Origin of the sequence: Stutzerimonas stutzeri RCH2 (assembly GCF_000327065.1) — a bacterium.
Taxonomy (GTDB): Bacteria; Pseudomonadota; Gammaproteobacteria; order Pseudomonadales; family Pseudomonadaceae; genus Stutzerimonas; species Stutzerimonas stutzeri_AE.
In genome coordinates this window covers 4,013,973-4,038,849 of the sequence record NC_019936.1, presented here as the reverse complement: position 1 = coordinate 4,038,849, position 24,877 = coordinate 4,013,973, and the positions used below count along the sequence as shown (strand labels likewise).

24 protein-coding genes and 1 pseudogene are annotated in these 24,877 nt (G+C 64.1%); 10 read left to right on the top strand and 15 right to left on the bottom strand.

Translation table 11 applies throughout. The features are described 5' to 3' along the window. Positions 1-27 precede the first annotated feature (27 nt). Both ilvA and PSEST_RS18805 read left to right on the top strand, forming a co-directional pair. The gene (ilvA, locus tag PSEST_RS18810) at positions 28-1,542 is read left to right on the top strand and encodes a threonine ammonia-lyase, biosynthetic (protein WP_015278520.1); all 1,515 of its coding nucleotides are present in this window, start codon (positions 28-30) and stop codon (positions 1,540-1,542) included. 20 nt (positions 1,543-1,562) lie between these two features. Continuing rightward, entirely contained in the window at positions 1,563-1,991 is a 429-nt protein-coding gene (locus tag PSEST_RS18805; RefSeq protein WP_015278519.1) for a DUF2269 family protein, read from the top strand. Positions 1,992-2,024: 33 nt separating this feature from the next. Here the strand turns inward: PSEST_RS18805 and PSEST_RS18800 are convergent, their stop codons facing one another. After that, positions 2,025-2,678 (bottom strand): HAD family hydrolase, encoded by a 654-nt coding sequence (locus tag PSEST_RS18800; protein WP_015278518.1) that lies wholly within the window; start codon positions 2,676-2,678, stop codon positions 2,025-2,027. A 181-nt stretch (positions 2,679-2,859) separates the two neighbouring features. Between PSEST_RS18800 and PSEST_RS18795 the strand changes: the two genes are divergently transcribed. Together PSEST_RS18795 and ptsP are read left to right on the top strand one after the other, a co-directional pair. Then, positions 2,860-3,339: an RNA pyrophosphohydrolase gene (locus PSEST_RS18795; protein WP_015278517.1), complete on the top strand. Its 480-nt coding sequence runs from the start codon at positions 2,860-2,862 to the stop codon at positions 3,337-3,339. A 24-nt stretch (positions 3,340-3,363) separates the two neighbouring features. Then, complete coding sequence (gene ptsP / locus PSEST_RS18790; protein WP_015278516.1) at positions 3,364-5,637, top strand: phosphoenolpyruvate--protein phosphotransferase; 2,274 nt, start codon at positions 3,364-3,366, stop codon at positions 5,635-5,637. 6 nt (positions 5,638-5,643) lie between these two features. Here ptsP and PSEST_RS18785 read toward each other — a convergent pair. Further along, positions 5,644-6,400: pseudogene (locus PSEST_RS18785) on the bottom strand (NRDE family protein). A 159-nt stretch (positions 6,401-6,559) separates the two neighbouring features. Between PSEST_RS18785 and PSEST_RS18780 the strand changes: the two are divergent. The 4 genes from PSEST_RS18780 to PSEST_RS18765 all read left to right on the top strand — a co-directional run bounded on the left by PSEST_RS18780 (position 6,560) and on the right by PSEST_RS18765 (position 9,911). Then, a complete protein-coding gene (locus tag PSEST_RS18780; RefSeq protein ID WP_015278514.1) occupies positions 6,560-7,342 on the top strand; it encodes a sulfite exporter TauE/SafE family protein in 783 nt (260 codons plus the stop codon). Between the two features lie 10 nt (positions 7,343-7,352). Then, the gene (lgt, locus tag PSEST_RS18775; protein WP_015278513.1) at positions 7,353-8,153 is read left to right on the top strand and encodes a prolipoprotein diacylglyceryl transferase; all 801 of its coding nucleotides are present in this window, start codon (positions 7,353-7,355) and stop codon (positions 8,151-8,153) included. A 103-nt stretch (positions 8,154-8,256) separates the two neighbouring features. Further along, complete coding sequence (locus PSEST_RS18770) at positions 8,257-9,051, top strand: thymidylate synthase (RefSeq protein WP_015278512.1); 795 nt, start codon at positions 8,257-8,259, stop codon at positions 9,049-9,051. An 86-nt stretch (positions 9,052-9,137) separates the two neighbouring features. Then, on the top strand, positions 9,138-9,911 hold the full coding sequence (locus PSEST_RS18765; RefSeq protein WP_015278511.1) for a ParA family protein: 774 nt from the start codon (positions 9,138-9,140) through the stop codon (positions 9,909-9,911). A 27-nt stretch (positions 9,912-9,938) separates the two neighbouring features. On the opposite strand, the gene PSEST_RS18760 is transcribed toward PSEST_RS18765, so the two are convergent. The 6 genes from PSEST_RS18760 to PSEST_RS18735 all read right to left on the bottom strand — a co-directional run bounded on the left by PSEST_RS18760 (position 9,939) and on the right by PSEST_RS18735 (position 15,711). Beyond that, entirely contained in the window at positions 9,939-10,925 is a 987-nt protein-coding gene (locus PSEST_RS18760) for a branched-chain amino acid ABC transporter permease (protein ID WP_015278510.1), read from the bottom strand. Beyond that, positions 10,925-11,812, bottom strand: a complete 888-nt coding sequence (locus PSEST_RS18755; protein ID WP_013981555.1) for a branched-chain amino acid ABC transporter permease — start codon at positions 11,810-11,812, stop codon at positions 10,925-10,927. The genes PSEST_RS18760 and PSEST_RS18755 overlap by 1 nt, the downstream gene beginning before the upstream one ends. Beyond that, positions 11,812-12,516 carry an ABC transporter ATP-binding protein gene (locus PSEST_RS18750; RefSeq protein ID WP_015278509.1) on the bottom strand — a complete coding sequence of 235 codons (705 nt, stop codon included), beginning with the start codon at positions 12,514-12,516 and terminating at the stop codon, positions 11,812-11,814. Before PSEST_RS18750 ends, PSEST_RS18755 begins: the two co-directional genes overlap by 1 nt. Next, positions 12,509-13,309, bottom strand: coding sequence for an ABC transporter ATP-binding protein (locus PSEST_RS18745; RefSeq protein ID WP_015278508.1), 801 nt, complete (start codon positions 13,307-13,309; stop codon positions 12,509-12,511). The genes PSEST_RS18750 and PSEST_RS18745 overlap by 8 nt, the downstream gene beginning before the upstream one ends. Continuing rightward, positions 13,306-14,511 (bottom strand): ABC transporter substrate-binding protein, encoded by a 1,206-nt coding sequence (locus PSEST_RS18740; protein WP_015278507.1) that lies wholly within the window; start codon positions 14,509-14,511, stop codon positions 13,306-13,308. Before PSEST_RS18740 ends, PSEST_RS18745 begins: the two co-directional genes overlap by 4 nt. A gap of 387 nt (positions 14,512-14,898) precedes the next feature. Then, on the bottom strand, positions 14,899-15,711 hold the full coding sequence (locus tag PSEST_RS18735) for a universal stress protein (RefSeq protein ID WP_015278506.1): 813 nt from the start codon (positions 15,709-15,711) through the stop codon (positions 14,899-14,901). Positions 15,712-15,889: 178 nt separating this feature from the next. On the opposite strand from PSEST_RS18735, the gene PSEST_RS18730 reads away from it, so the two are divergent. After that, the gene (locus PSEST_RS18730) at positions 15,890-16,807 is read left to right on the top strand and encodes a response regulator (protein WP_015278505.1); all 918 of its coding nucleotides are present in this window, start codon (positions 15,890-15,892) and stop codon (positions 16,805-16,807) included. Between the two features lie 142 nt (positions 16,808-16,949). Continuing rightward, the gene (locus PSEST_RS18725; RefSeq protein ID WP_015278504.1) at positions 16,950-17,846 is read left to right on the top strand and encodes a peptidoglycan DD-metalloendopeptidase family protein; all 897 of its coding nucleotides are present in this window, start codon (positions 16,950-16,952) and stop codon (positions 17,844-17,846) included. 51 nt (positions 17,847-17,897) lie between these two features. Here PSEST_RS18725 and PSEST_RS18720 read toward each other — a convergent pair whose 3' ends face one another. The 7 genes from PSEST_RS18720 to glcC all read right to left on the bottom strand — a co-directional run bounded on the left by PSEST_RS18720 (position 17,898) and on the right by glcC (position 24,849). Then, on the bottom strand, positions 17,898-18,659 hold the full coding sequence (locus PSEST_RS18720; RefSeq protein WP_015278503.1) for an outer membrane beta-barrel protein: 762 nt from the start codon (positions 18,657-18,659) through the stop codon (positions 17,898-17,900). Between the two features lie 192 nt (positions 18,660-18,851). After that, positions 18,852-20,195, bottom strand: a complete 1,344-nt coding sequence (locus PSEST_RS18715) for a hemolysin family protein (RefSeq protein WP_015278502.1) — start codon at positions 20,193-20,195, stop codon at positions 18,852-18,854. A 100-nt stretch (positions 20,196-20,295) separates the two neighbouring features. After that, a complete protein-coding gene (phoR, locus tag PSEST_RS18710) occupies positions 20,296-21,597 on the bottom strand; it encodes a phosphate regulon sensor histidine kinase PhoR (protein ID WP_015278501.1) in 1,302 nt (433 codons plus the stop codon). A 68-nt stretch (positions 21,598-21,665) separates the two neighbouring features. Then, a complete protein-coding gene (gene phoB / locus PSEST_RS18705; RefSeq protein ID WP_003283304.1) occupies positions 21,666-22,355 on the bottom strand; it encodes a phosphate regulon transcriptional regulator PhoB in 690 nt (229 codons plus the stop codon). A gap of 120 nt (positions 22,356-22,475) precedes the next feature. Then, positions 22,476-23,369 (bottom strand): 4-hydroxybenzoate octaprenyltransferase, encoded by an 894-nt coding sequence (gene ubiA / locus PSEST_RS18700; protein WP_015278500.1) that lies wholly within the window; start codon positions 23,367-23,369, stop codon positions 22,476-22,478. A gap of 43 nt (positions 23,370-23,412) precedes the next feature. Next, positions 23,413-23,967, bottom strand: a complete 555-nt coding sequence (locus PSEST_RS18695; RefSeq protein WP_015278499.1) for a chorismate--pyruvate lyase family protein — start codon at positions 23,965-23,967, stop codon at positions 23,413-23,415. A 108-nt stretch (positions 23,968-24,075) separates the two neighbouring features. Further along, complete coding sequence (gene glcC, locus PSEST_RS18690; protein WP_015278498.1) at positions 24,076-24,849, bottom strand: transcriptional regulator GlcC; 774 nt, start codon at positions 24,847-24,849, stop codon at positions 24,076-24,078. Positions 24,850-24,877: the final 28 nt, after the last annotated feature.

Sequence of the window (24,877 nt, the reverse complement as noted above, 5' to 3'; positions counted from 1 at the left end):
CCCGCACTGCCCGCCAAGACAGCCAGAATGCTCGAACATTACGTCAAGAAGATCCTCACCTCCCGCGTCTACGACGTTGCCATCGAAACCCCGCTGCAGCCCGCCCGCCAGCTCTCCGAGCGAATCGGCAACCAGATTCTGCTCAAGCGCGAGGATCTGCAGCCGGTGTTCTCCTTCAAGGTTCGCGGCGCCTACAACAAGCTGGCGCAGCTGTCGGCCGAGGAACTGGCGCGTGGCGTGGTCACGGCATCGGCGGGCAATCACGCCCAGGGCGTTGCGCTGGCGGCCAAGCAGTTGGGCATCAAGGCCACCATCGTCATGCCACGCACCACGCCGGAGCTGAAGGTGCAGGGCGTACGCGCCCGCGGCGGCAAGGTGGTGCTGCACGGTGATGCCTTCCCCGAGGCGCTGGCCTATTCGCTGAAGCTGGTGGAAGAGAAGGGCTACGTTTATATCCACCCTTACGATGATCCCGATGTGATCGCCGGACAGGGCACCGTGGCAATGGAAATCCTTCGTCAGCACCAGGGGCCGATCGACGCGATCTTTGTCCCGGTCGGCGGTGGTGGTCTGGTGGCCGGTATCGCCGCCTACGTGAAATACCTCTATCCGCAGACCAAGGTGATCGGCGTCGAGCCGGACGACTCCAACTGCCTGCAGGCGGCGATGGCGGCGGGTGAGCGGGTGGTGCTGGAGCAGGTCGGGCTGTTCGCCGACGGCGTGGCGGTAGCGCAGATCGGTCAGCACACCTTCGAGATCTGCCGGCACTATGTCGATGAGGTCATCACCGTCAGCACCGACGAGATCTGCGCGGCGATCAAGGATATCTACGACGACACCCGCTCGATCACCGAACCGGCCGGTGCGTTGTCCGTCGCGGGCATCAAGAAGTACGTCGAGCGCGAGGGTGTCAGTGGCCAGGTGCTGGTCGGCATCGATTCCGGCGCCAACGTCAATTTCGACCGTCTGCGCCACGTCGCCGAGCGCGCCGAGCTGGGCGAGAAGCGCGAGGCGATCATCGCCGTCACCATTCCCGAGCAGCCGGGCAGCTTCAAGGCTTTCTGCGAGGCGATCGGCAAGCGCCAGATCACCGAGTTCAACTATCGCTACCACACCGACCGCGAGGCGCACATCTTCGTCGGTGTGCAAACGCATCCGGAAAACGACCCGCGCGCCGCGCTGGTGCAGGGGCTGCGCGACAAGGGCTTCCCGGTGCTCGATCTGACCGATAACGAACTGGCCAAGCTGCACACGCGGCACATGGTCGGCGGCCATGCGGTCGGGGTCAGCAACGAGATGGTGCTGCGCTTCGAGTTTCCCGAGCGGCCCGGTGCATTGTTCAACTTTCTCAACAAGCTCGGCGGGCGCTGGAACATCTCGATGTTCCATTACCGCAACCATGGTGCCGCCGACGGCCGGGTAGTTGCGGGGCTGCAGGTGCCGGCCGACGAGCGCCATCTGGTACCGGCCGCGCTGGACAAGATCGGCTACCGCTACTGGGACGAAAGCGAGAATCCGGCTTACAAGCTGTTTCTCGGCTGAACTGACTTAAAGGATCGCGAATGGAACACTATCTGACCCTACGAATCGTGCATGGCGCCACCGCGGTGCTGTTGCTGCTGGGTGTGATCGTGCACCTGATCATGCTGTGGAAAGCCGGCCGCGGCGGCGACGAGGCCGTGCTGCAACGCAAACTGCAGCGCACCCGGCGGTTGTCGCTGCCGCTGCTCGCGGTAATCGGCCTGTCGCTGCCGGTGACAGGCTGGTGGCTGACGCATCTGGCCGGCTGGCCGCTGGGCCAGTTCTGGCTGCTGGCCAGTTCCGTGCTGTTCCTCGTGCTGATTCCCCTGGTGTTGCTGCTGGCTGGCCGTCTCAGCGTCTGGCAGGCGCCGGGCAGCCCCACCGCGGCACGTAACGCCGGTATCTATGCGGTGCTGGTGCTGGTCGTGCTGATCGCGATCACCGCCCTGATGGGCGCCAAGCCGGTCTGATCCGACCGGCTCGGGCATGGCTGCTGCGCGGGCTCAGCGCAGCGAGATGATCTGCCAGCCGCGCTCGGTGGCGATCTGGCGCAGTAGCGGATCGGGGTCCACTGCCACCGGATGGGTCACGCGCTGCAGCAGCGGCAGGTCATTACGCGAATCGCTATAGAAGTAGCTGTCTTCCAGGCTCTGCTCGGTTTCGGCGAGCCAGCGCTCGATCCGCTGGACCTTGCCTTCCTGGAAGCAGGGAATGTCGGTCAGACGGCCGGTGTAGCGGCCGTCGCGCATCTCGCATTCGGTCGCCAGCAGAGTATCGACGCCCAGGCGTGCGGCGATCGGGCCGGTGATGAAACGGTTGGTGGCGGTGATGATCACCACCTTGTCGCCGGCCTCCAGATGTTGGCGCAGCAACGCCTCGCCCTTGCTCAGCACGATGGGTTCGATGAAGTCGCGCATGAATTCGTCATGCCACTGCTGCAGCTGCGGCATTTCGCTGCGCCCAAGCAGTTCCTGGCAGAAGTTCTGGTAGGCGTGCACGTCGAGGTTGCCGGCCAGGTAGTCCTGATAGAAGGCATCGTTGCGTGCCTTGTACTGGCTTGCATCGACGATGCCGCGCTGGCAGAGGTATTCGCCCCAGGCGTGGTCGCTGTCACCGGCCAGCAGGGTGTTGTCGAGATCGAATAGAGCCAGGCGCACGGTTGTTTTCCTCGGGATGGACAGGGCAGCGCCAAGCATAACGGCTAGAGCGTTCCCGGCGCAGCCTTCACCAGCCTTTATCCGCGCGGCAGGCACGAGCCGAATGGCGGCTTGCCGCGCTTTCGGCTTATTGCCGTTTTGTGGAACAATGCCGCGACATGCGTCTGCGAGGTTGTATGCCGTGATCGATTCCGATGGTTTTCGCCCGAATGTCGGCATCATCCTGACTAACGATGTCGGTCAGGTGCTGTGGGCCAGGCGGATCAATCAGGACGCCTGGCAGTTCCCGCAAGGCGGGATCAATGCTCGTGAAACGCCGGAAGAAGCGCTGTTTCGCGAACTCAACGAAGAAGTTGGCCTGGAAGAGCAGGATGTGAAAATCCTCGCCTGCACCCGCGGCTGGTTGCGCTATCGTCTGCCGCAGCGATTGGTGCGTACCCACAGCCAGCCGCTGTGCATCGGGCAGAAACAGAAGTGGTTCCTGCTGCGCCTGACCAGCGCCGAAGAGCGTGTGCGCATGGACCTGACCGGCAAGCCGGAGTTCGACGGCTGGCGCTGGGTCAGCTACTGGTATCCGCTGGGGCAGGTGGTCACCTTCAAGCGCGAGGTCTATCGTCGCGCACTTAAAGAACTTGCACCGCGTCTACCGGTGCGGGACTGAGATTCGGGGAGAAAGCCTCTGAGCATGCTCGGCACGCTGCGCAAGATTGTCCAGGAAGTGAATGCCGCCAAGGACCTCAAGGCGGCGTTGGGCATCATCGTGCTGAGAGTCAGGGAGGCCATGGGTAGCCAGGTCTGCTCGGTCTATCTGCTCGATCCGGAAACCGAACGCTTCGTCCTGATGGCCACCGAAGGTCTCAACAAGCGCGCCATCGGCAAGGTCAGCATGGCGCCCAACGAAGGCCTGGTCGGCCTGGTGGGCACCCGCGAAGAACCGCTCAACCTCGAACACGCCTCCGAACACCCGCGCTATCGCTATTTCGCCGAGACCGGCGAGGAGCGCTACGCCTCCTTTCTCGGTGCGCCGATCATCCACCACCGTCGGGTGATGGGCGTACTGGTCATCCAACAGAAGGAACGCCGTCAGTTCGATGAAGGTGAAGAAGCCTTCCTGGTGACCATGAGCGCCCAGCTCGCCGGTGTTATTGCTCATGCCGAGGCGACCGGCTCGATCCGTGGTCTTGGCCGGCAGGGCAAGGGCATCCAGGAAACCCGCTTCATCGGCATCCCGGGTGCGCCGGGCGCCGGTGTGGGCACCGCCCTGGTGGTGCTGCCGCCGGCCGATCTGGATGTGGTGCCGGACAAGCACATCGATAACATCGATGCCGAGCTGACGTTGTTCGAAGCCGCACTGGAAGCCGTACGCGCGGACATGCGCAACCTGTCGGAAAAGCTCGCTACGCAGATGCGCAAGGAAGAGCGCGCACTGTTCGATGTGTACCTGATGATGCTCGACGATTCGGCCCTCGGTGGTGAGGTGACCAAGGTGATCCGCACCGGACAATGGGCGCAAGGCGCGTTGCGTCAGGTGGTCAGGGAGCACGTGCGGCGCTTCGAGATGATGGACGACGCCTATCTGCGTGAGCGCGCCTCGGACGTCAAGGATATCGGCCGGCGCCTGCTCTCCTACCTGCAGGAAGCCCGGCAGCAGACCCTGACCTATCCTGACAAGACGATCCTGGTCAGTGAGGAGCTGTCGCCGGCGATGCTCGGCGAAGTACCCGAAGGCAAGCTGGTGGGCATGGTTTCCGTGCTTGGTTCGAGCAACTCGCACGTCGCCATTCTCGCCCGTGCCATGGGTATTCCCACCGTGATGGGCGCGGTCGACCTGCCGTACTCGAAGGTCGACGGCATCGAACTGATCGTCGACGGTTACCGCGGCGAGATCATCACCAATCCGGGCAAGGTGCTGCGTGAGCAGTACGAAGTGCTGGCCGAGCAGGAGCGCCAGCTCTCCGAAGGTCTCGATGTATTGCGTGAACTGCCGTGCGAGACCATCGACGGCCATCGCATCCCGCTGTGGGTGAATACCGGGCTGCTCGCCGATGTGGTGCGTGCGCAGGAGCGTGGCGCCGAAGGCGTAGGGCTGTATCGCACCGAAGTGCCGTTCATGATCAAGGAGCGCTTCCCCAGCGAGAAGGAGCAGATGGCGATCTACCGTGAGCAGCTGGAGGCTTTCCATCCGCTGCCGGTGACCATGCGCAGTCTCGATATCGGTGGCGACAAGTGCCTGCCGTACTTCCCGATCAAGGAAGAGAACCCGTTCCTCGGTTGGCGCGGTATCCGCGTCACGCTCGACCATCCCGAAATCTTCCTGCTGCAGACCCGCGCCATGCTCAAGGCCAGCGCCGGGCTGAACAACCTGCGCATCCTGCTGCCGATGATTTCCGGCATCGGCGAACTGGAAGAGGCACTGCACCTGATCCATCGCGCCTGGTGCGAAGTGCGCGACGAGGGGCTTGATGTGCACATGCCGCCGGTGGGCGTGATGATCGAAGTGCCAGCGGCGGTTTATCTCACCCGCGAGCTGGCACGCCAGGTCGACTTCATCTCGGTTGGCTCCAACGACCTGACCCAGTATCTGCTGGCGGTCGATCGCAACAATCCGCGTGTGGCCGATCTCTACGATTATCTGCACCCCGCCGTGCTTGAAGCGCTGCAGCGGGTGGTCAAGGAAGCGCACAGCGAAGGCAAACCGGTGAGCATCTGCGGCGAGATGGCGGGCGACCCGGCTGCGGCCGTGCTGCTGCTGGCGATGGGCTTCGACAGCCTGTCGATGAACGCCACCAACCTGCCCAAGGTGAAATGGCTGCTGCGCCAGATCAGCATGGATACCGCCCAGCAGCTGCTGGCGCGGGTCATGCTTCTCGATAGCCCGCAGGTCATCCAGAGTACGGTCCAGCTGACCTTGCGCAATCTGGGGCTGGACAAGCTGATCAACCCGTCCGCCGCCGTCTGAGCCCGCTCAGTCGCGCGGCGGATGGCGGTAGCGCACTTCGCTCAACGGCCCGTCCGGGCCGAAACTCCGCTCCAGGATATCCAGGGCGCCGTCCGCATGGCGGATCAGCGCTGTGCTGGCGCGCGTGCCGTAGTCTGGGCTGCTAATGAAGATGCTCGACAGTCGCCGCTCCCACTCCAGCGGAACGCCTGTCTGCGGCAGCTCATGTTCGGCGGCTTGTTGCGGATCGGCGAGCAGGGCCAGCAGACGCTCGGTGTCGGCCCGGTCGAGTCCTGCCGCCAGCGCCGCGCGAGCTTTCTGCAGCTTCGGCCAGGGCGTATCCAGACCCGCGTTGGACAGGCCGTAGACGCCCGCTCCGAGCCGCGTTGCTTCGCCGCTACGGGAGTTCAGATGCCACAGGCTCTGATGATCGCCGACCAGCAAATTGAAGCCGGCATAGTCATGGCGGCGCGCGGTCAGTTCAGTCAGGTAATCGGCGGGTGACAGCTCTGCGCGCAGGTACTGTGCCGGCAGTTCACCACGTGAACGCAGGCCGACAGGCTGGCCAGGTGCGCGGATGTTGGTCACGGCGGCGAAGCGCCCATGGGCGGTGATGCCCATCCAGGTGCCGCCGGCCTGCAGGTCGCGCCCGGCGATGATCCCGGGGGGCGTCCTCCCAGTGGCCCAGCGGCAGGCTGGGGCGGGCGTAAAATTCGTCGCGGTTGGCGGCCACCACCAATGGCTGGTTGTGGTCCGGGCGCCAGGCAAAGACGATCAGGCACATGGGCAATCCTACTCTCCGGCCGGACCCCAAGAGTACAGGCGCAGCGCACCCGGGAGCCACTCTCCGGCTGGGCGTGCGTCTGCGCGCGCTCGCGTGCGGGCGAGCGTGCGGCGCGGGTTTTCCGCTAACATGCCGCTTTATTTCGCCAGGACGGGGCACATGGAGTTTCTGCTGTATCTGCTGCTGGGTGGCTTCGCAGGCGTGCTGGCCGGCCTGTTCGGCGTGGGCGGCGGACTGATCATCGTGCCGGTGCTGGTGTTCAGTTTCAGCGCTCAGGGGTTTTCCGCGGATATCCTCACTCACCTCGCCGTCGGGACGTCGCTGGCCACCATCGTCTTCACCTCGATCAATTCAATTCTCACGCACCATCGCAAGGGTGCGGTGCGTTGGCCGACGGTGCTGTGGATGACCTTCGGCATCCTCGTCGGCGCCGCTCTTGGCAGCCTGACCGCGGCGGCGATCCAGGGGCCGATGCTGCAGAAGATCATCGGTGTGTTCGCCCTGGCGATGGCGGTACAGATGGGTTTCGACTTGCGACCCAAGGCCACTGGTCGAGCACCCGGGCGGCCGGAACTGTCGCTGGTCGGCGTAGTGATCGGCTGGGCTTCGGCGATTTTCGGCATCGGCGGCGGCTCGTTGTCGGTGCCGTATCTGACCTGGCGCAGCGTGCCGATGCAGCAGGCGGTGGCGACTTCCGCGGCGTGCGGCTTGCCGATCGCCATCGCCGGGGCGTTGAGTTTCATGGTGGTCGGCTGGCACGAGACGCAGCTGCCGGACTGGAGCCTGGGCTTCGTCTATCTGCCGGCGATGCTCGGCATCGCGGCAACCAGCATGTTTTTCGCCAGACTGGGTGCGAAGCTGGCGCATCGGTTGTCGGCAAAGGTTTTGAAACGGCTGTTCGCTCTGCTGCTGCTGAGCGTCGGCATCAATTTTCTGGTTTGAGGAGTAACGGATGCTGCCCTATCCGCAGATCGATCCGGTGGCCATCGCCATCGGCCCCTTGCAGATTCACTGGTACGGCCTGATGTACCTGATCGGCATCGGCGGCGCCTGGTGGCTGGCCTCGCTGCGGGTGCAGCGTTTCGCACCGGAATGGCCGAAGGACAAACTCTCCGACCTGGTGTTCTGGGTAGCCATGGGCGTGATCGTCGGCGGCCGTCTGGGCTATGTGCTGTTCTATGATCTGGCCGCCTACCTCAATCAGCCGAGCCTGATCCTGCAGGTGTGGAAGGGCGGCATGTCGTTCCATGGCGGCTTGATCGGCGTGCTGCTGTGCAGCTGGATCTTCGCCCGGCGCAACGGCAAGAGCTTCTTCGAGCTGATGGACTTCATCGCGCCGTTCGTGCCGATCGGCCTGGGCGCCGGCCGTATCGGCAATTTCATCAATGCCGAACTGTGGGGCAAGGCCACCGATGTGCCCTGGGCGATGGTTTTTCCGACCGATCCGCAGCAGCTGGCGCGGCACCCGTCGCAGCTCTATCAGTTCGCCCTGGAAGGTGTCGCGCTGTTCGTCATCCTCTGGCTCTATTCGCGCAAGCCACGGCCGACCATGGCGGTGTCCGGGCTGTTCGCGGTGTGCTACGGCATCTTCCGCTTCATCGTCGAGTTCGTCCGTGTGCCGGATGCCCAGCTGGGCTATCTCGCCTTCGGCTGGCTGACCATGGGCCAGGTACTCTGCGTGCCGATGGTGCTGCTCGGTGCCGGGATGATCGCGTGGGGTTACCGACGCGACGCTGGTCGGGCTCCGGCCTGATCCGAAGGTCTGCCTGTCGCCGCGAAGGCGACAAGCGGGCCCCGGGCTTTTACTATTCGCGCAGCCTTTTCACCGCGCTTCGGCGCCTGCTTCGAGTCAATCGATGAAACAGTATCTCGACCTGATGCGCCACGTGCGCGAACACGGCACCTTCAAGACGGACCGCACTGGCACCGGCACCTACAGCGTGTTCGGCCATCAGATGCGTTTCGATCTGGCCGAAGGCTTTCCGCTGGTCACCACCAAGAAGTGCCACCTCAAATCCATCATTCACGAGCTGCTGTGGTTCCTTCAGGGCGACACCAATATCAAGTACCTGAAGGAAAACGGTGTGCGCATCTGGGACGAGTGGGCCGACGAGAACGGCGAGCTGGGCCCGGTCTACGGCTATCAGTGGCGTTCCTGGCCGGCGCCGAATGGTGAATCCATCGACCAGATTTCGAACCTGCTGGCGATGATCAAGAAGAATCCGGATTCGCGCCGGCTGATCGTCTCGGCCTGGAACCCGGCGCTGGTCGAGCAGATGGCGCTGCCGCCGTGCCACGCGCTGTTCCAGTTCTACGTCGCCGACGGCAAGCTCAGCTGCCAGCTGTACCAGCGCTCGGCGGATATCTTCCTCGGGGTGCCATTCAACATCGCCAGCTACGCGCTGCTGACGCTGATGGTGGCGCAGGTCTGCGACTTGCAACCGGGCGAGTTCATCTGGAGTGGCGGCGACTGCCATCTGTACGCCAATCACCTGGAACAGGCCGACCTGCAGCTGACCCGCGAGCCACTGCCGCTGCCGACCATGCAGCTCAATCCGCAGGTGAAGGACCTGTTCGCCTTCCGCTTCGAAGACTTCGAACTGGTCGGTTACGAAGCGCACCCGCATATCAAGGCGCCCGTCGCGGTCTGACTTTGGTCGGGTTCGCCGTCGCGGATAACCTGAGCGTCACATTTGCCGTATAGACTCGACCGCTCAGGGTTATCGAGGATCGAGTCATGCGCAGGGTCGTGTTCAATCAGAAGGGCGGTGTCGGCAAGTCCAGCATCGCCTGCAACCTGGCGGCGGTCAGCGCATCGCAGGGTTACCGCACACTGCTGGTGGATCTGGACGCCCAGGCCAACTCCACGCATTACCTGACCGGGTTGACCGGCGATGACATTCCCACCGGTATCGCTGACTTCTTCAAGCAGATCCTCGCTGGGGGTACGGCTGGCAAGAAGGCGCGCCCGCCGATCCTCGAGACGGCCTTCGACAACCTGCACCTGATCAGCGCCACGGCCGAACTGGCCGACCTGCAGCCCAAGCTGGAGGCAAAGCACAAGATCAACAAGCTGCGCAAACTGCTCGACGGCCTTGCTGAAGACTATGACCGCATCTACCTCGACACTCCGCCGGCGCTGAACTTCTATACCGTTTCCGCGCTGATCGCTGCCGACCGCTGCCTGATCCCCTTCGACTGCGACAGCTTTTCCCGTCAGGCGCTGTACAGCCTGCTGGACGAAATCGAAGACATGAAGGACGACCACAATGAGGCACTCGAAGTGGAGGGCATCGTGGTCAACCAGTTTCAGCCGCGGGCTGCGCTGCCGCAGCAGATGATCGATGAACTGCTGAGCGAAGGGCTGCCGGTACTGCCGGTCAACCTGATGAGTTCGGTGAAGATGCGCGAATCGCATCAGGCCTGTATGCCGCTGGTCTATCTGGACCCGCGGCACAAGCTGAGCCAGCAGTTCGTCGAGCTGCACGAGCTGCTCGAAGCGAACGGCTGAGCCTGTTCGGGGCTGCGCCTGGCGGCCTCAGTCGTCGGCGCGGCGTTCCAGCTTCTTGCCCAGCCGGGAGGCATAGAGCTCGCCGATCATCCCGCGGCGGAACACCAGCACGCAGACCATGAAGATGATCCCGGTGACCAGCGTCACCGGCAGCTCCGAGGTGGCGAAGTAGTTGCCCAGCGTGGTCACCAGTGCGGCGCCGAAGACCGGCCCGACCAGCGTGCCGATGCCGCCGAGCAGGGTCATCAGCACCACCTCGCCGGACATCTGCCAGCTGACATCGGTCAGCGTGGCGAACTGGAACACCAGTGCCTTCAGCCCGCCGGCCAGTCCCGCCAGCGCGGCGGACATGACGAAGGCGCCCAGCTTGTAGCGCGACACCGAATAGCCCAACGAGATGGCGCGGTTCTCGTTCTCGCGGATCGAGCGCAGGATCATGCCGTACGGCGAGTGGATCACCCGCCAGATCAGCAGCATGCCGGCGAGAAACACCGACAGTACGAAGAAGTACATGTACAGCGGTTCCTCGAGATCGATCAGGCCGAACAGATGGCCGCGCGGGATGTTCTGGATGCCGTCTTCGCCGTGGGTGAATGAAGCCTGCAGGCAGAAGAAAAAGAACATCTGCGACAGCGCCAAGGTGATCATCGTCGAGTAGATGCCCTGCCGGCGGATCGCCAGGAAGCCGATGATCAGCCCGAGAAATGCCGCGCCGGCAACTCCGACGAGAATGCCCAGCTCCGGCGTCAGCCCCCATTCCTTCACCGCATGTGCGGTGAAATAGGCGGCGCCGCCGAAGAACGCCGCATGGCCGAAGGAGAGAATGCCGGTATAGCCGAGCAGCAGGTTGAAGGCGCAGGCGAACAGCGCGAAGCACAGCACCTTCATCAGGAAGATCGGGTAGAAGTAGAACGGCGCCAGGGCCAGGGCAATCACGCCGATCAGGATCAGCACGGTTTCCAGGCGCAGCAGCGGCCGTTTGGTGGCAGGGGTGACGCTCAGCTGGCTGTTCATCAGGCATCCCTCCCCATCAGGCCGGCGGGGCGCACCAGCAGCACGATCGCCATGATCACGAAGATCACGATGTTGGAAGCCTCTGGATAGAACACCTTGGTCAGGCCCTCGAGAATGCCGAGCATGTAGCCGGTAATGATGGCGCCGAGAATCGAGCCCATACCGCCGACCACTACCACGGCGAACACCACGATGATCAGGTTCGAGCCCATCAGCGGGCTGACCTGGTAGATCGGCGCGGCAAGCATGCCGGCCAGCCCGGCCAGCGCCGCGCCCATGCCGTAGGTGAAGGTCAGCAGCAGCGGTACGTTGATGCCGAAGGTGCGCACCAGCGTCGGGTTCTCGGTGGCGGCACGCAGGTAGGCGCCGAGCTTGGTCTTCTCGATCAGCAACCAGCTGGCGATGCAGATCACCAGCGAGGCCAGCACGACCCAGGCGCGGTACTTGGGCAGAAACATGAAACCCAGGTTGTAGCCACCGGCCAGCTCCTTGGGCACCGCGTAGGGCTGCCCGGAGGAGCCGTAGAAGTAGCGGAACGCGCCTTCCAGGGCGAGCGCCAGGCCGAACGTGAAGAGCAGGCTGTAGAGGTGGTCGAGGTTGTACAGCCGCGACAGCGCCAGGCGCTCGATCACCGCGCTGCACAGGCCGACGATGATCGGCGCGAGGATCAGCGCCGGCCAGTAGCCAATGCCCAGGGTGGCCAGCAGCAGGTAGCCGGCGAAGGCGCCGATCATGTACTGCGCGCCGTGCGCGAAGTTGATGATCTTCAGCATGCCGAAGATGATCGCCAGGCCCAGGCTGAGCATGGCGTAGAACGAGCCGTTGATCAGGCCGATCAGCAATTGCCCGAGAAACGCCTGGATCGGCACATCGAAAATCGTCGTCATCAGACCCCCAGGGCTTCGTTGAGCATGCTCATGCGATCAGGCAGTTCGTCGACGGCGAAGTGGTCGATGACCTGGCCGTGGTCCACCACGTAGAAGCGGTCGGCCACCTTGCTGGCGAAGCGGAAGTTCTGCTCCACCAGCAGGATGGTCATGCCGCGTTGCTTGAGCGTCTGCAGCACCTCGCCGATGCGCTGGATGATCACCGGTGCCAGGCCTTCGGTGGGCTCGTCGAGCAGCAGCAGCTTGGCGCCGGTGCGCAGGATGCGCGCCATGGCGAGCATCTGCTGTTCGCCGCCGGAAAGCTTGGTGCCGGGGCTCTTGCGGCGTTCCTCGAGATTGGGGAACAGCTGATAGATCTCCGCCAGGGTCATGCCGCCTTTGGCGACCACCGGCGGCAGGGTGAGGTTTTCCTCGACGGTAAGGGTCGAGAAGATGCCGCGCTCCTCCGGCACATAGCCGATGCCGTGGCGGGCGGTACGGTGCAGCGGCACGCGCAGCATGTCCTTGCCGTCGAAGCGGATGCTGCCGCTGCGCTTGCGGATGATGCCGACGATGGCGCGCAGCGCGGTCGTCTTGCCCACCCCGTTGCGCCCGAGCAGGGTCACCGTCTCGCCCGCATGGACGTCCAGATCGATGCCGTGCAGGGCATGGCTTTCGCCATACCAGGCGTTGAGGTCGCGCACGCTGAGCAGCGGTTCAGTCATCGTCGGTCCCCATGTAGGCCACGCGCACTCGCTCATCCTGGCTGACCGTGCGGTAATCGCCGGAGGTCAGGATTTCGCCGCGCTGCAGCACGGTCACCTGATGGCAAAGATCGGCGACCACCTTGAGATTGTGCTCGACCATCAGTACCGCGCGCTGGGTGGCGACCTCGCGGATGATCTCGGCCACTACGTGCACGTCTTCGTGGCCCATGCCGGCCATGGGTTCGTCGAGCAGCAGCACCTTGGGCTCCAGCGCCAGGGTGGTGGCGATCTCCAGCACGCGCTTGCGCCCGTAGGAGAGATCGGCGGCCAGTTCGTGGCGCTTGTCGGCCAGGCCGACCGACTCGATCAGCTGCAGGGCGCGCTCGTTGAGGCGGTTCAGCGAGCGCATCGGCAACCAGAATTGCGTGGCCAGCCCGCCCGGCCGCTGCAGGGCGACGCGCACGTTATCCAGTACGGTCAAGTGCGGAAACACCGCGGAAATCTGGAACGAGCGCACCAGGCCCATGCGCGCCACCTTGGCCGGGTCGGTGCGGGTGATGTCATGGTCGAGCAGGCGGATGCTGCCGGCGCTGGGTTGGAGGAACTTGGTCAGCAGGTTGAACACCGTGGTCTTGCCCGCCCCGTTGGGGCCGATCAGGGCATGCACCTGGGCATGGCGCACATCCAGATCGACATTGTTGACCGCGACGAAGCCGCCGAACTCCTTGCGCAGACCGCGCGCCGAGAGCATCACGGTTGCGTCCCGCCCGGCGTTGCCGGTCGGGTTGGGATGAACGGCGGCCATGCTCATTGCCCAACCAGCTCGCAGCCGCTGTCGGCCGGCTTGATATAGGCTTCGTCGCCCGGCACGGTGGCCAGCACCTTGTAGTAGTCCCAGGCGCGTTTGCTTTCCTCGGGCTTCTTCACCTCCATCAGGTAGACGTCGCTGATCAGCCGGCCGTTGGCACCGACCTTGGCGTTGCGTGCGAAGACGTCATCCACCGGCATCTCGTGCATCGCCTTGGCCACCGGCTCGGTGGCGTCGGTGCCGGCCTTCTCGATGGCCTTGAGGTACTGCATGACGCCGGAGTAGGTGCCGGCATGGACCATGTTCGGCATACGCCCGGTGCGTTTGAAGAAGCGCTCGCCGAACTCACGGGATTTGTCGTCGCGGTCCCAGTAGAAACTCTCGGTCAGGGTCAGGCCCTGGGCGGCGTCGAGGCCCAGGCCGTGCACTTCGGCGAGGGTGAAGAGCAGCGCGGCGAGGCGCTGGCCGCCGGCGACGATGCCGAACTCGGCGGCCTGCTTGATGCTGTTGGCGGTATCCAGGCCGGCATTGGCCAGGCCGATCACCTTGGCGCCGGAGGACTGCGCCTGCAAGAGGAACGAGGAGTAATCGGTACTCGCCAGCGGATGACGCACTGCGCCCTTGATCTCGCCGCCCTTGGATTTGACGAACTTGCCGGTCTGCTCTTCCAGGGAATAGCCGAAGGCGTAGTCGGCAGTGAGGAAGTACCAGCTGTCGCCACCTTGGGAGACCAGCGCACCGCCGGTGCCGACTGCCAGCGCATGGGTGTCATAGGCCCAGTGGAAGCCGTAGGGTGAGCACTGCTTGCCGGTCAGTTCAGTGGTGGCGGCGCCGGTTACCAGATTGATCTTCTTCTTGCTCTTGGAAATGCCCTGTACCGCCAGCGCCACCGAGGAAGTGGTCAGCTCCATGATCGAGTCGACCTGCTCGCGGTCATACCACTGCCGCGAGATGTTGGAGGCAATGTCCGGCTTGTTCTGATGGTCAGCGGTGACGATCTCGATCGGCGCGTCCAGCACCTTGCCGCCAAAGTCCTCGGCGGCCATCTTCGCCGCCTCGAACGACCATTTGCCACCGAAGTCGGCATACACGCCGGACTGGTCGTTGAGGATGCCGATTTTCACCTTGCCGTCGGAAATCTCGGCCGAGGCGGGTAGGGCCACCGCTGCTGTAAGAGTTGCCGCTGCGATTGCTGAAAGCTTCATGCGTGTCTCCTTCACGTTTTGCTCGGCATACGAACGCGCGCCATGCGCGGCGAGCCGTATGGGCGGTTAGGGAAAAACCGGGCAGGTTGGTGTTTGCGCTGAACCCAGAGGCGCCGAATGCATAGCGGCAGCGATGGTATGGCGGACTGCGCCGTGCCGCGGCGGATGCGTGGTGCGTGGCACCCGCGTCAGGTCGCGGCAAGGCAGATGAGTGGACGTTGAAAGGCTGAACCAGAAACGAGTCGAAGCGAGGCACATGGGCGTCTTCTTCTTATTGTTGTTCTGGCTCTAAACGTAGCAGGGGTTTGCCGGGGCGCAACCTGGCGGTCGCGCAGTAAAGTCTGACGCGCTCCTGGGACGAGGCGCGCAGGCCTTGAGGGGAGGGGCTTAGCGGGCGATCAGAAGATCACAGGGCGGGTTGTCGAGAAACTGCCGGGCCAGGCTGCCGAGCAGCGCGCTGCTCATCTCGCCGCGGCTGTGACTACCCAGTGCCAGCAGTTGCGGTTGCAGGTCGCGCAAGGCGGCCTCCATGCAGTTGCTGCGTTCGCCCTGGTAGAGGCTGTAGCTCAGCAGTGCCCCGTTGTCCGGCAACTGCTGCTGGATATCCGCGACCAGCTGATCGAACAGTTCCTGCTGCAGCGCCAGGCCTTCCGGATCGGGGCCATGCACTTCGGCCATTTCATGGACGTGCAGCGCGTGCAGTTCGGCGCCATCGCCGAGCAGCTCCCAGGCGCATTGCATGGCCAGGCTGGCGCAACGGGAGAAGTCCAGCGCGGCCATGGCACGTTGATACGGAGCGTCCGCCGGGGAGATCACCAGCAGCAACGGCGCCAGGCTTTCAAGCATGATGCGCTCCAGCGTGGTGCCGGCGAATCCCTGGCTCGAGCCCTTGTGGTGGCGGCCCATCACCAGCAGATCGGCCTCCAGACCTTCGGCCTGCGTGAGTATTTCCTCCACCGGCTGGCCGCGACGAATCCAGGGTTCGAGCTGTTCCAGCCCGTTATCCTGCAGGCGTTGCTGCAGCAGCGCCCGCGCGGTTTGCTCATCGCTCGCCGTATCGCGCTCGTCCAGCACGTAAAGCAGGCTGATGCGAGCACCAATCTGGCGCGCCAGGCCGGCGGCACGCTGCAGCGCGAGGTCGGCGTCCGAGCTGAGATCGTGGGCGACGAGAATGTGCTGAACCCGATTTTGCTGAAACATGGGCGGCCTCGCGGAGCTGGCGAAAGCCGCAAGTATGCCGCGACGGCAGCGCCATGTCCTGCCCATGGCCGGTGCGCTGCGTTGATCGGGCGCAACAACTTTGCTGACGATGGTCGCTCGTGCTTTTGTCGATCTGATCCTGCGGCTATGCTTGCCGCCATTCGAGCAGGAGTTAAGGATGAGCAAGGTCAGTGTACTGGTAGTGGATGACGCGCCCTTTATCCGGGATCTGGTAAAGAAGGCGCTCCGTAGTCACTTTCCGGGCATTCGCATCGAGGATGCGGTCAACGGGCGCAAGGCTCAACAAATGCTCAGCCGCGAGCGTTTCGATCTGATTCTCTGTGATTGGGAAATGCCGGAGATGTCGGGGCTGGAGCTGCTGACCTGGTGCCGCACTCAGGATGCGCTGAAGACCACGCCTTTCATCATGGTCACCAGCCGTGGCGACAAGGAGAATGTGGTGCAGGCCATCCAGGCCGGCGTATCGGACTTCATCGGCAAGCCATTTTCCAATGAACAGCTCACCAGCAAGGTGCGCAAGGCTCTCGGTCGTGCCGGCAAGCTGGACGCGCTGGCAGCCAGTGCGCCGATCAGAAGCATGGCGACCGGCATGGCCAATGATTCGCTGGCCGCACTGACCGGTGGCAAGGCTGAGGTGGTGCGCCCCGCGGCGCCTACCGCGCCTGCGACCGAAGCCAAGACCTCTCCGCTGATCCAACCCAGCGCAGCGCCTGCCAGCGCCCCGGCCGGCGCCGCTTCAGGTCGTGGGCAGGGCCAGCTGCGCCTGGCCAACGGCAGTGTTGCCTGCGTGATCAAGGCGTTGAGCCTCAAGGAGGCTTTGCTGGTGGTCAAGCGTGGCGAGCAGTTGCCGCAGGTACTGGAAAGCGCCGTGCTCGACCTCGAACAGGGCGAAGGTGGCGAGGTTGCCCGTCTCAATGGCTATCTGCACGCCGTCGCGGCGTTCGAACCCAAGCCCGATAGCGAATGGCTGCAGCTGTCGTTCCGCTTCGTCGATCGCGATCCGCAGAAGATGGATTACCTGTCGCGCCTGATCGCCCGCGGCACGGCACAGCGGCACTTCGTTCCGGGTGCCTGAGCAATCCGGCGGGCGACCGTTCGGCACCCGCCAGTCTCTACAAACTGACAAGCATCACACCCCGACGGTCGGTGGCTCGCACAGGCCGCTCGCCACTGCTAGTCTTCCCGCTCCAACACTATAACCATTAGAAACTGCCGTTATGCTGGGGCGCATTCTCTTGTTGCTCGGGCTGCCGCTGCTGGCCACGCCGGCGTTGGCCCTGACCATCTACAAATACACTGACGCCAATGGCGTCGTGACCTACAGCGATCAGGCTGCGGCTGGCGCGCAGGTGTTCGTCTTCCGTGATCGCATGGTGGAAAAGCTCGACACCCAGGTGAAACTGGAAACCCGCAAGCATGACGCGGGCGAGACGCTGCTGGTGCGCAACGACCTGTTCGCGCCGGTGGATATCGAGCTGAAACTGGAAAACGTCGAGAACGCCATTGGCGCGCCGGCCAAGCCGATCCGCTGGGTATTGCCGCCGCGCAGCCAGATCCGTCTGGCGACCCTGGCACCGCGCGATGCTTCCAGGCCGCTGAAGTACACGCCCAAGCTGCGCCATGCGCTGGGCGATCCGCGGCTGATTCCCAAGCCCTACAAATACCCGCTGCCCTGGCAGGGTGGTCCGTTTCGCCTGACCCAGGGTGCCAACGGCCAGTACAGTCACTTCACGCCAAAGGGCCGTTACGCGGTGGATATCGCCATGCCCGAGGGCACGCCCATCGTCGCGGCGCGCGGCGGCATGGTGGTGAAGATCGAAAACGAGCAGAGCGGGCGCGGCAACAACCCGGCCGGCAACTTCGTGCGCATCCTGCATGACGACGGCACCATGGGCGTCTATCTGCACCTGATGAAAGGCTCGGTGGCCGTGCGCGAAGGCCAGCGGGTCGAAACCGGCAGCCGCATCGCGCGTTCCGGCAACACCGGCAACAGCACCGGCCCGCACCTGCACTTCGTGGTACAGCGCAACGTGGGCCTGGCCATCGAGTCGATTCCGTTCGACTTCTCCCAGCCGGTGAACAGCCTGCCGAACTTCGCGGTGGGTGGGGAGTAGCCGTCGGCTACCCCCAGAGCATGATCCGGCAGGCTGGTATCGCGTAGAGGCTTAGAACGCTAGGCCGACCTTCAGGCCGACCTGCTCCTGCTTGAGCTTGCTGTTCTCGGCGAACTCACTGTTGCTGTCGATTTCGTAGCGGGTCTGGGTGTAGTACAGGCTGGTGCTGATGGGCATGTTGTTGATGCCCTTGTTCCACAGCACGCTCAGCTCGCCGTAGGGGTTGACCTTGTCCTTCAGATCGACGGTGTCGCTTTCACCGCCAACCTTCAGCTTGCTGTCCGCTTCGATGGAGTAACGGGCGCCGACTTCCAGGCGTACGGTGTAATCGGGCGTCAGGTAGTTGTAGCCAACCCCGGCCTTGGCGAACGGCGAGCGGGTGGTCAGCTTGACGTCTTCCTCGAACAGGCCGAAATCGACGTCGTCCTGCTCGATGCGGCCCCAGTCGTAGCCGCCACCGACGATCACGTCGACATAGTTGTTGCTGCTCAGCGCAGCGCGCAGGCCCAGGTCGATATCGGCGCGGGCGGACATGTATTCCACGTCGTCCTTTTCCCGGTACTGACCTTCGATGCCTGCCTGGTAGATGAAACCTTCCTGGCCGGTCATCTTGTTGCCGAAGTTGTAGTACAGCCCGCCCTGGTTGAGGCGTTCCTTGTCGCTTTCGTCGTTCACGGTCAGCTTGTACTGATTGTGCGAGCCAATGACGCCGAAATTCGAGATTGGGCCGCTGGCGGACTGGGCGAACGCCTGGGAGGTCGCTGTCAGGCCGAGGGCCAGGGCGGTTGCAGTGGTCAAAGCATTGATGCGCATGCGGGTAGCTCCATCGTCATTCGATTGAGAAATCGGTGGCGGCTCGAGCGAGCCGCCTATGGCGTGGACTGGAACTACTTGCGATTAATTCTGCCAAGCACGACGGGCGGTCGTATTTCTTTGTAAATCAAAGATTAGCGGCAGGTATGTAAACGAAAATGTAAGTCGCGAGCTGTCTGTTACCGCTACGGGTTAGTCCTTGAACAGGAGCACCTTCGCGAGCACGATCTTCGGGCCGCGCATCTTCTTGATGACGATCTGCAGACCGTCGACCTGAAGCACTTCGTTCTCGTCCGGTACGCGCTTGAGGGTTTCGTAAACCAGCCCTGCAAGCGTTTCCGCCTCGACGTGGTCGAGATCGATGCCCAACAGGCGCTCGAGTTTGAACAGCGGCGTGTCGCCGCGCACCAGCAGCTTGCCCGGCTGATAGGCGAGCACGCCGCGTTCGGTCTTGCGGTGCTCGTCCTGAATATCGCCGACCAGCACTTCCAGCACGTCTTCCATGGTCAGGAAGCCGATCACCTTGTGGTCGCCTTCTTCCACCAGCACGAAATGTGCGCCGCCCTGGCGGAACTGCTCCAGCAGGCTGGCCAGCGGCATGTGCTTGGACACCCGCTCCAGCGGACGCAGCAGCTCGCCCAGGCAGAAGTCCTCGGCGAGCGCGCCATTGGCGGCCAGCGCCAGGAGCAGGTCCTTGATGTGCAGCAGCCCGACATACTCGCCCTTGGCGCTGTCGTAGACCGGATAACGGCTGTACTTGTGGCGACGGATGATTTCCAGAATCTCAGCCAGCGGTGCGTCGTGCTCGAGCTGCAGCAGGTCCTCTCGGGAGTTGGCCCAGTCCACCACTTCCAGTTCGCTCATCTCCACCGCCGAGGCCAGCACCTGGATCTGCGGGTTGCTCGGGTCGCGGGCGCGGTTGGAGTGCAGGATCAGCTTGAGCTCCTCGCGGCTGTAGTGATGATCGTGATGCATGCCCGGCTCGCCCTGGCCGGCGATGCGCAGGATGGCGTTGGCGCTGGCGTTGAGCAGGTAGATCGCCGGGTACATCAGCCAGTAGAACAGGTACAGCGGTACTGCCGTCCACAGCGACAGCAGTTCCGGCTTGCGGATCGCCCAGGACTTCGGCGCCAGCTCGCCGATGACGATATGCAGGTAGGAAATGATGAAGAACGCTGTGAAGAAGGCGATGCCATGCACCAGCGCCGGCGACTGGATACCGATGCCGGCCAGCAGCGGCTCGAGCAGGTGCGCGAACGCCGGCTCGCCGACCCAGCCGAGACCCAGCGATGCGAGGGTGATGCCGAGTTGACAGGCGGACAGGTAAGCATCGAGCTGATTGTGCACGGTACGCAGAATGTGTCCGCGCCAGCCATGCCGGCTGGCGATGGCTTCCACCTTGGTGGCGCGCAGCTTGACCATGGCGAACTCGGCGGCGACGAAGAAGCCGTTGAGCAGCACGAGGAACAGAGCGAAGAGAATCAGGCCGAAATCGGCGAAGTAGGAAGAAGCGGCGTAACTGGGGGAGGGGTCCATGAAGGGTTCGGGTAGCCAATGATCGCGACAGGATGGCGGCGGCGAGCCGGCTTTTCAAGCGAGCAGCGGGATTTTTCCTGCTGCTCGCGGATATTCCCAGTCAGCGGCCGGGCACCTGGCTGTTCTGGAAGTGACAGGAAAAGCGACTGCCCCGGCCGGGAGTGCTGCTGATGTCCAGGCGCCCCTGGTGGCGCAGCAGCACGTGCTTGACGATCGCCAGGCCGAGCCCCGTGCCGCCGGTGCTGCTGGCGCGGCTGGAGTCTACCCGGTAGAAGCGCTCGGTCAGCCGTGGCAGATGTTTCTGCTCGATGCCAATGCCGCTGTCCTCGACGCTGAGGTGCGCGCCGACCTCGTCGCCCCACCAGCGCACATGCACGCTGCCGCCATCCGGGGTGTACTTCACGGCGTTGAACACCAGGTTGGAGAAGGCGCTGCGCAGCTCCGTCTCGCTGCCCTTGAGCTGCAGTGCCGGATCGGCATCGAGGCTGATCAGGTGGCCGCGGTTGCCGGACAGTGCGCGGGCATCGCTGATGATCGACTGCAGTAGCAGCCCCACCGCCACTGGCTGGTTTTCGGTCGGGCGGCTGCTGGTTTCCAGCCGCGCCAGCAATAGCAGGTCGTTGAGCAGGTGCTGCATGCGGCCGGCCTGCTGGTTCATCTGCTGCAGGGCGCGAAGCCAGCGCGGGTTCACCGCTTCGGCATTTTCCAGCAGCGTTTCCAGGTAGCCGGCGATCACGGTGAGCGGCGTACGCAGCTCGTGGGAGACGTTGGCGACGAAGTCTTTGCGCATTTGTTCGAGCTGATGCAGGCGAGTCACGTCCCGCACCAGCAGCAAGTGCTCGCGGTTGCCGTAGCGGGTGATGTTGAACTGCAGGCGCAGGCGATCGTCGACCGGCGAGGCCAGCTCCAGCGGCTGGTCGTAGTTGCCTTTGTCGAAGTACTCCTTGAAGGCCGGATGGCGCACCAGATTGCCGATGGGGTGGCCGGCGTCCTGCGGCTTCTTCAGCCCCAGCAGGCGGTTGGCGGCGGGGTTCCACCATTCCAGGTTGCCGTCGCTGTCGAGCATGATCACCGCGTCCTTGAGTGCGGCGGTAGAGCCCTGGGCACGATCGATGATGCCCTGCAGCTCGCCCCGCAGGCGCAGGTCGCGACGCTGCATCTGGTAGAGATTGTCGAACACATCGCCCCAGATTCCGGCCGAGTCCGGCGGCGGCTCGTCGGGATCGGCACGGTGCAGCCAGCGTTGCAGACGCAGCAGCTGGCGCAGGGTCCAGATCAGATAGCCGCTCAGACCGATCACCAGTATCCAGGCGTACTCGCCGGTGATCAGCCCCAGCAGCAGGCAGCCGCCGAGCAGGAGCAGCAGACGACGAATGAGGGCTCCTTGCCAGTCCTGATTCAACCGATGCACTCCAGAGAGGTGGCGATGATGGGATGGAAGACGCCGGGACGCATGCTCACCCGGCGCGCTCAGCTTTTGCTGGAGAAACGATAACCGGTGCCGCGTACCGTCTGCACCAGGTTCTCGTAGGCCTCACCGAGCGCTTTGCGCAGCCGACGGATATGCACATCGACAGTGCGCTCCTCGACATAGACATTGCCGCCCCAGACCTGATCGAGCAGCTGGCTGCGGGTATAGGCGCGCTCCTGGTGGGTCATGAAGAACTGCAGCAGGCGGTATTCGGTGGGGCCCATCTCGGCCGGCTTGCCATCGATGGTGACGCGGTGGCTGACCGGGTCGAGCAGCAGGCCACCGATCTCGATCGGCGATTCGCTGTCCACCGGCGTCGCGCGGCGCAGCACGGCCTTCAGGCGGGCCACCAGCTCGCGCGGCGAGAACGGTTTGGTGATGTAGTCGTCGGCGCCGACTTCCAGGCCCTGGATCTTGTTGTCCTCTTCACCCTTGGCGGTGAGCATGATGATCGGCGTGTCGGCGGTCAGCTCGTCGCGTTTGAGGCGGCGGGCCAGTTCGATGCCGGAGGTGCCGGGCAGCATCCAGTCGAGCAGGATCAGGTCCGGCTTGCGGTCGATGATCAGCGCGTGGGCCTGCTGGGTGTTCTCTGCTTCGAGACAGTCATAGCCGGCCATTTCCAGGGCGACGACGATCATCTCCCGGATCGGCGCCTCGTCATCGACGATCAGTATGCTCTTGCCGTTCATGGTCAAGCCTCGGGTCTGTTCTTGTCGTCCGGCATTAGATAACGGAATTATTGCAGCCATGTGACAGGCAGACGGCAGCCGGCTGTCGTGCTCCGGCGCTCTAGCTCGGCGCGCCTGGGCTTAAGCCTTGGTGGCGTAATCCAGCACGACGCCCGCGAGGATAGCCAGCCCTGCCCAGTGGTTGTGCAGGAAGGCCTTGAAGCAGATCTGTGGTTTGCGCGACTGGGTCTTCCAGAACTCCCAGGCGAAGCAGCTGGCGGCGACCACCAGGCCGAGGTGAAACCACTGGCCGAGTTCGAAACGCACGCCAGCGAGCAGCAGGCAGAACAGCGCAAGGCCCTGCAGGGTGACAATGATGACGCGGTCCGCTTCGCCGAAGAGGATCGCGGTGGACTTGATGCCGATCTTCAGGTCGTCGTCGCGGTCGGCCATGGCGTAGTAGGTGTCGTAGGCCACCGTCCACAGCAGGTTGGCGATGAACAGCAGCCAGGCTTCCGGTGGCAGACTGCCGGTTTCGGCGGTGAAGGCCATCGGCATGCCCCAGGAGAACGCCGCACCGAGCACCACCTGCGGGTAGAAGGTGTAGCGCTTCATGAACGGGTAGCAGGCCGCCAGCGCCAGAGCGCCGAAGGACAGGTAGACGGTTGTCGCGTTGGTCAGCAGTACTAGGCCGAAGCTCAGGCCCACCAGCACGGCGAACAGCGTCCAGGCCTCGCGCGAGCTGACCCGCCCAGCAGCCATCGGACGTGCCTGGGTGCGCTGCACGTGGCCGTCGAAGTTGCGGTCGGCGAAATCGTTGACCACGCAGCCGGCGGCACGCATCAGGATCACGCCGGCGATGAAGATGAACAGGTTCTTCGCGCTGGGCACGCCTTCGGCGGCGATCCACAGTGCCCACAGCGTCGGCCACAGCAGCAGGTAGGTGCCGATCGGCTTGTCCAGGCGCATCAGCTGGATGAAGTCCCAGGCGCGCGGGTGCAGGCGATTGCACGATTGCAGCAGTTTCAGATACATCAGCGGCTCTCCTTGGCGGAAGGGGACGTGCAGAGCTGCGCGCTCAGGGCGTGACGGCGGCGGCCTGCCACAGTTCGGGGAGGAATACTTCGGCGACCAGCACGCCGAGTCGATTCTGGCGGAAGCACGAGCGCCGCGCCCAGAGGCCGTCGACACGGCACGCATCCGGTAGCCCGCGCGCGGGGTAATGACAGGCCTCAAGCGTGCCGCGGGCAAAGGCCGGATCGCTGAACAGCAGCTCGCCCAAAGAACGATTGCCCAGGCGTTGCAGATCGAGGCCGGATTCTTCCAGTTGCGCGCGCGCCGCGACGCTGCGGGCGAACACCCAGGGCTGGCCGTGGCCGCACAGATACACCTCGCGCACCCAGCCTTCACTCTCTGCCGGCACGCCGAGCGCGGCACACTCGTCGGCGCGCAGGGGCTGCCAGGCTTCGTGCAGCGGCTTCACGCTGAACGCGCCATCGGCCAGCTCCGTCAGACGGCGGGTCAGCGAGCCTTTGTCGACGTAGAGCCAGTCATGCAGGGCGGGATCGAGGGGGGAGGGCAGGCGGTCGGCAGTTAGCCAGTCAAGGAATTCGGACACGGCGCGTTCGGGCATAGCGGAAAGAGCGGCGAGTCTAGCATGCGTCCCGGCTGCTGCAGGACGCAGGCGACAACGCGGCGCCTGCGGCGGCTGTAGGGTCGCGCCGGCGGCGCTACAGAATGATCAGGTCCAGCCTTCCAGGCGCATGGTGGCACGCACCAGGCGCTGCTCTTCCTGCTCGATCTCCTTGAGATTGTCGCGAATGCCGTGGATATGGTCGCGCGCCGCGCGCTGGGCCTGTTCGGGCAGGCGCTCGATTACCGCGTGGTAAAGCCGCGAGTGCTGGCGGTCGATCTGGCGCTTCTGCGCCGGGCGGTGGTAGAGGTTGTTCACCGAGGCGAACACGGTGCTCAGCATCAGGTCGGTCAGCGACTGCAAGGTGTGCACCAGCACCGGGTTGTGCGAGGCCTCGCAGATGGCCAGGTGGAAGGCATGATCGAGGCGGGCATGTTCGCGAGGGTCGGCACCCTCTTCGCTGGCGTGGGCGGCGAGCATTTCCTCGTAGCGGCGACGTAGCAGCACGAAATCCGCGTCGGTGCCGCGCAAGGCCGCCAGCCGCGCCGATTCGCTTTCCAGCAGCGCACGCACCTCCAGCAGGTCATAGAGCGTGCGCGGTTGCGAGTTGAACAGGTGCATCAGTGGGCTGGCGTCATGGTTGCCGGACAGTTCGGCAACGAAGGAGCCACGGCCCTGAGAGGTCTCGATGATGCGGCGCCCGCGCAATACGCGCAGACCCTCACGCAACGCCGAGCGGGAAATGCCGAGCTTCTCGCACAGGCGGCGCTCCGATGGCAGCGCCTGGCCGACTTTCAATACGCCGTCGACGATCAGCCGTTCGATGCGTTCGGCGACGACATCGGCGACTTGACGACGGTCATTGTGCTTTTCGTTCTGCATGTCCTTCGTTCTCCACTGGTAGGACCAG

Bases quoted from the DNA above. Each gene is read 5' to 3' on its own strand.
- PSEST_RS18735 (WP_015278506.1), bottom strand. From the start codon at position 15,711: ATGTTTCAGCAAAATCGGGTTCAGCACATTCTCGTCGCCCACGATCTC.
- ubiA (WP_015278500.1), bottom strand. From the start codon at position 23,369: ATGTATCTGAAACTGCTGCAATCGTGCAATCGCCTGCACCCGCGCGCC.
- PSEST_RS18720 (WP_015278503.1), bottom strand. From the start codon at position 18,659: ATGCGCATCAATGCTTTGACCACTGCAACCGCCCTGGCCCTCGGCCTG.
- PSEST_RS18740 (WP_015278507.1), bottom strand. From the start codon at position 14,511: ATGAAGCTTTCAGCAATCGCAGCGGCAACTCTTACAGCAGCGGTGGCC.
- lgt (WP_015278513.1), top strand. From the start codon at position 7,353: ATGCTGCCCTATCCGCAGATCGATCCGGTGGCCATCGCCATCGGCCCC.
- PSEST_RS18760 (WP_015278510.1), bottom strand. From the start codon at position 10,925: ATGAACAGCCAGCTGAGCGTCACCCCTGCCACCAAACGGCCGCTGCTG.
- PSEST_RS18755 (WP_013981555.1), bottom strand. From the start codon at position 11,812: ATGACGACGATTTTCGATGTGCCGATCCAGGCGTTTCTCGGGCAATTG.
- PSEST_RS18750 (WP_015278509.1), bottom strand. From the start codon at position 12,516: ATGACTGAACCGCTGCTCAGCGTGCGCGACCTCAACGCCTGGTATGGC.
- ilvA (WP_015278520.1), top strand. From the start codon at position 28: ATGCTCGAACATTACGTCAAGAAGATCCTCACCTCCCGCGTCTACGAC.
- PSEST_RS18695 (WP_015278499.1), bottom strand. From the start codon at position 23,967: ATGCCCGAACGCGCCGTGTCCGAATTCCTTGACTGGCTAACTGCCGAC.
- PSEST_RS18765 (WP_015278511.1), top strand. From the start codon at position 9,138: ATGCGCAGGGTCGTGTTCAATCAGAAGGGCGGTGTCGGCAAGTCCAGC.
- PSEST_RS18780 (WP_015278514.1), top strand. From the start codon at position 6,560: ATGGAGTTTCTGCTGTATCTGCTGCTGGGTGGCTTCGCAGGCGTGCTG.
- PSEST_RS18715 (WP_015278502.1), bottom strand. From the start codon at position 20,195: ATGGACCCCTCCCCCAGTTACGCCGCTTCTTCCTACTTCGCCGATTTC.
- PSEST_RS18805 (WP_015278519.1), top strand. From the start codon at position 1,563: ATGGAACACTATCTGACCCTACGAATCGTGCATGGCGCCACCGCGGTG.
- PSEST_RS18725 (WP_015278504.1), top strand. From the start codon at position 16,950: ATGCTGGGGCGCATTCTCTTGTTGCTCGGGCTGCCGCTGCTGGCCACG.
- PSEST_RS18770 (WP_015278512.1), top strand. From the start codon at position 8,257: ATGAAACAGTATCTCGACCTGATGCGCCACGTGCGCGAACACGGCACC.
- glcC (WP_015278498.1), bottom strand. From the start codon at position 24,849: ATGCAGAACGAAAAGCACAATGACCGTCGTCAAGTCGCCGATGTCGTC.
- PSEST_RS18730 (WP_015278505.1), top strand. From the start codon at position 15,890: ATGAGCAAGGTCAGTGTACTGGTAGTGGATGACGCGCCCTTTATCCGG.
- phoB (WP_003283304.1), bottom strand. From the start codon at position 22,355: ATGAACGGCAAGAGCATACTGATCGTCGATGACGAGGCGCCGATCCGG.
- PSEST_RS18745 (WP_015278508.1), bottom strand. From the start codon at position 13,309: ATGAGCATGGCCGCCGTTCATCCCAACCCGACCGGCAACGCCGGGCGG.
- ptsP (WP_015278516.1), top strand. From the start codon at position 3,364: ATGCTCGGCACGCTGCGCAAGATTGTCCAGGAAGTGAATGCCGCCAAG.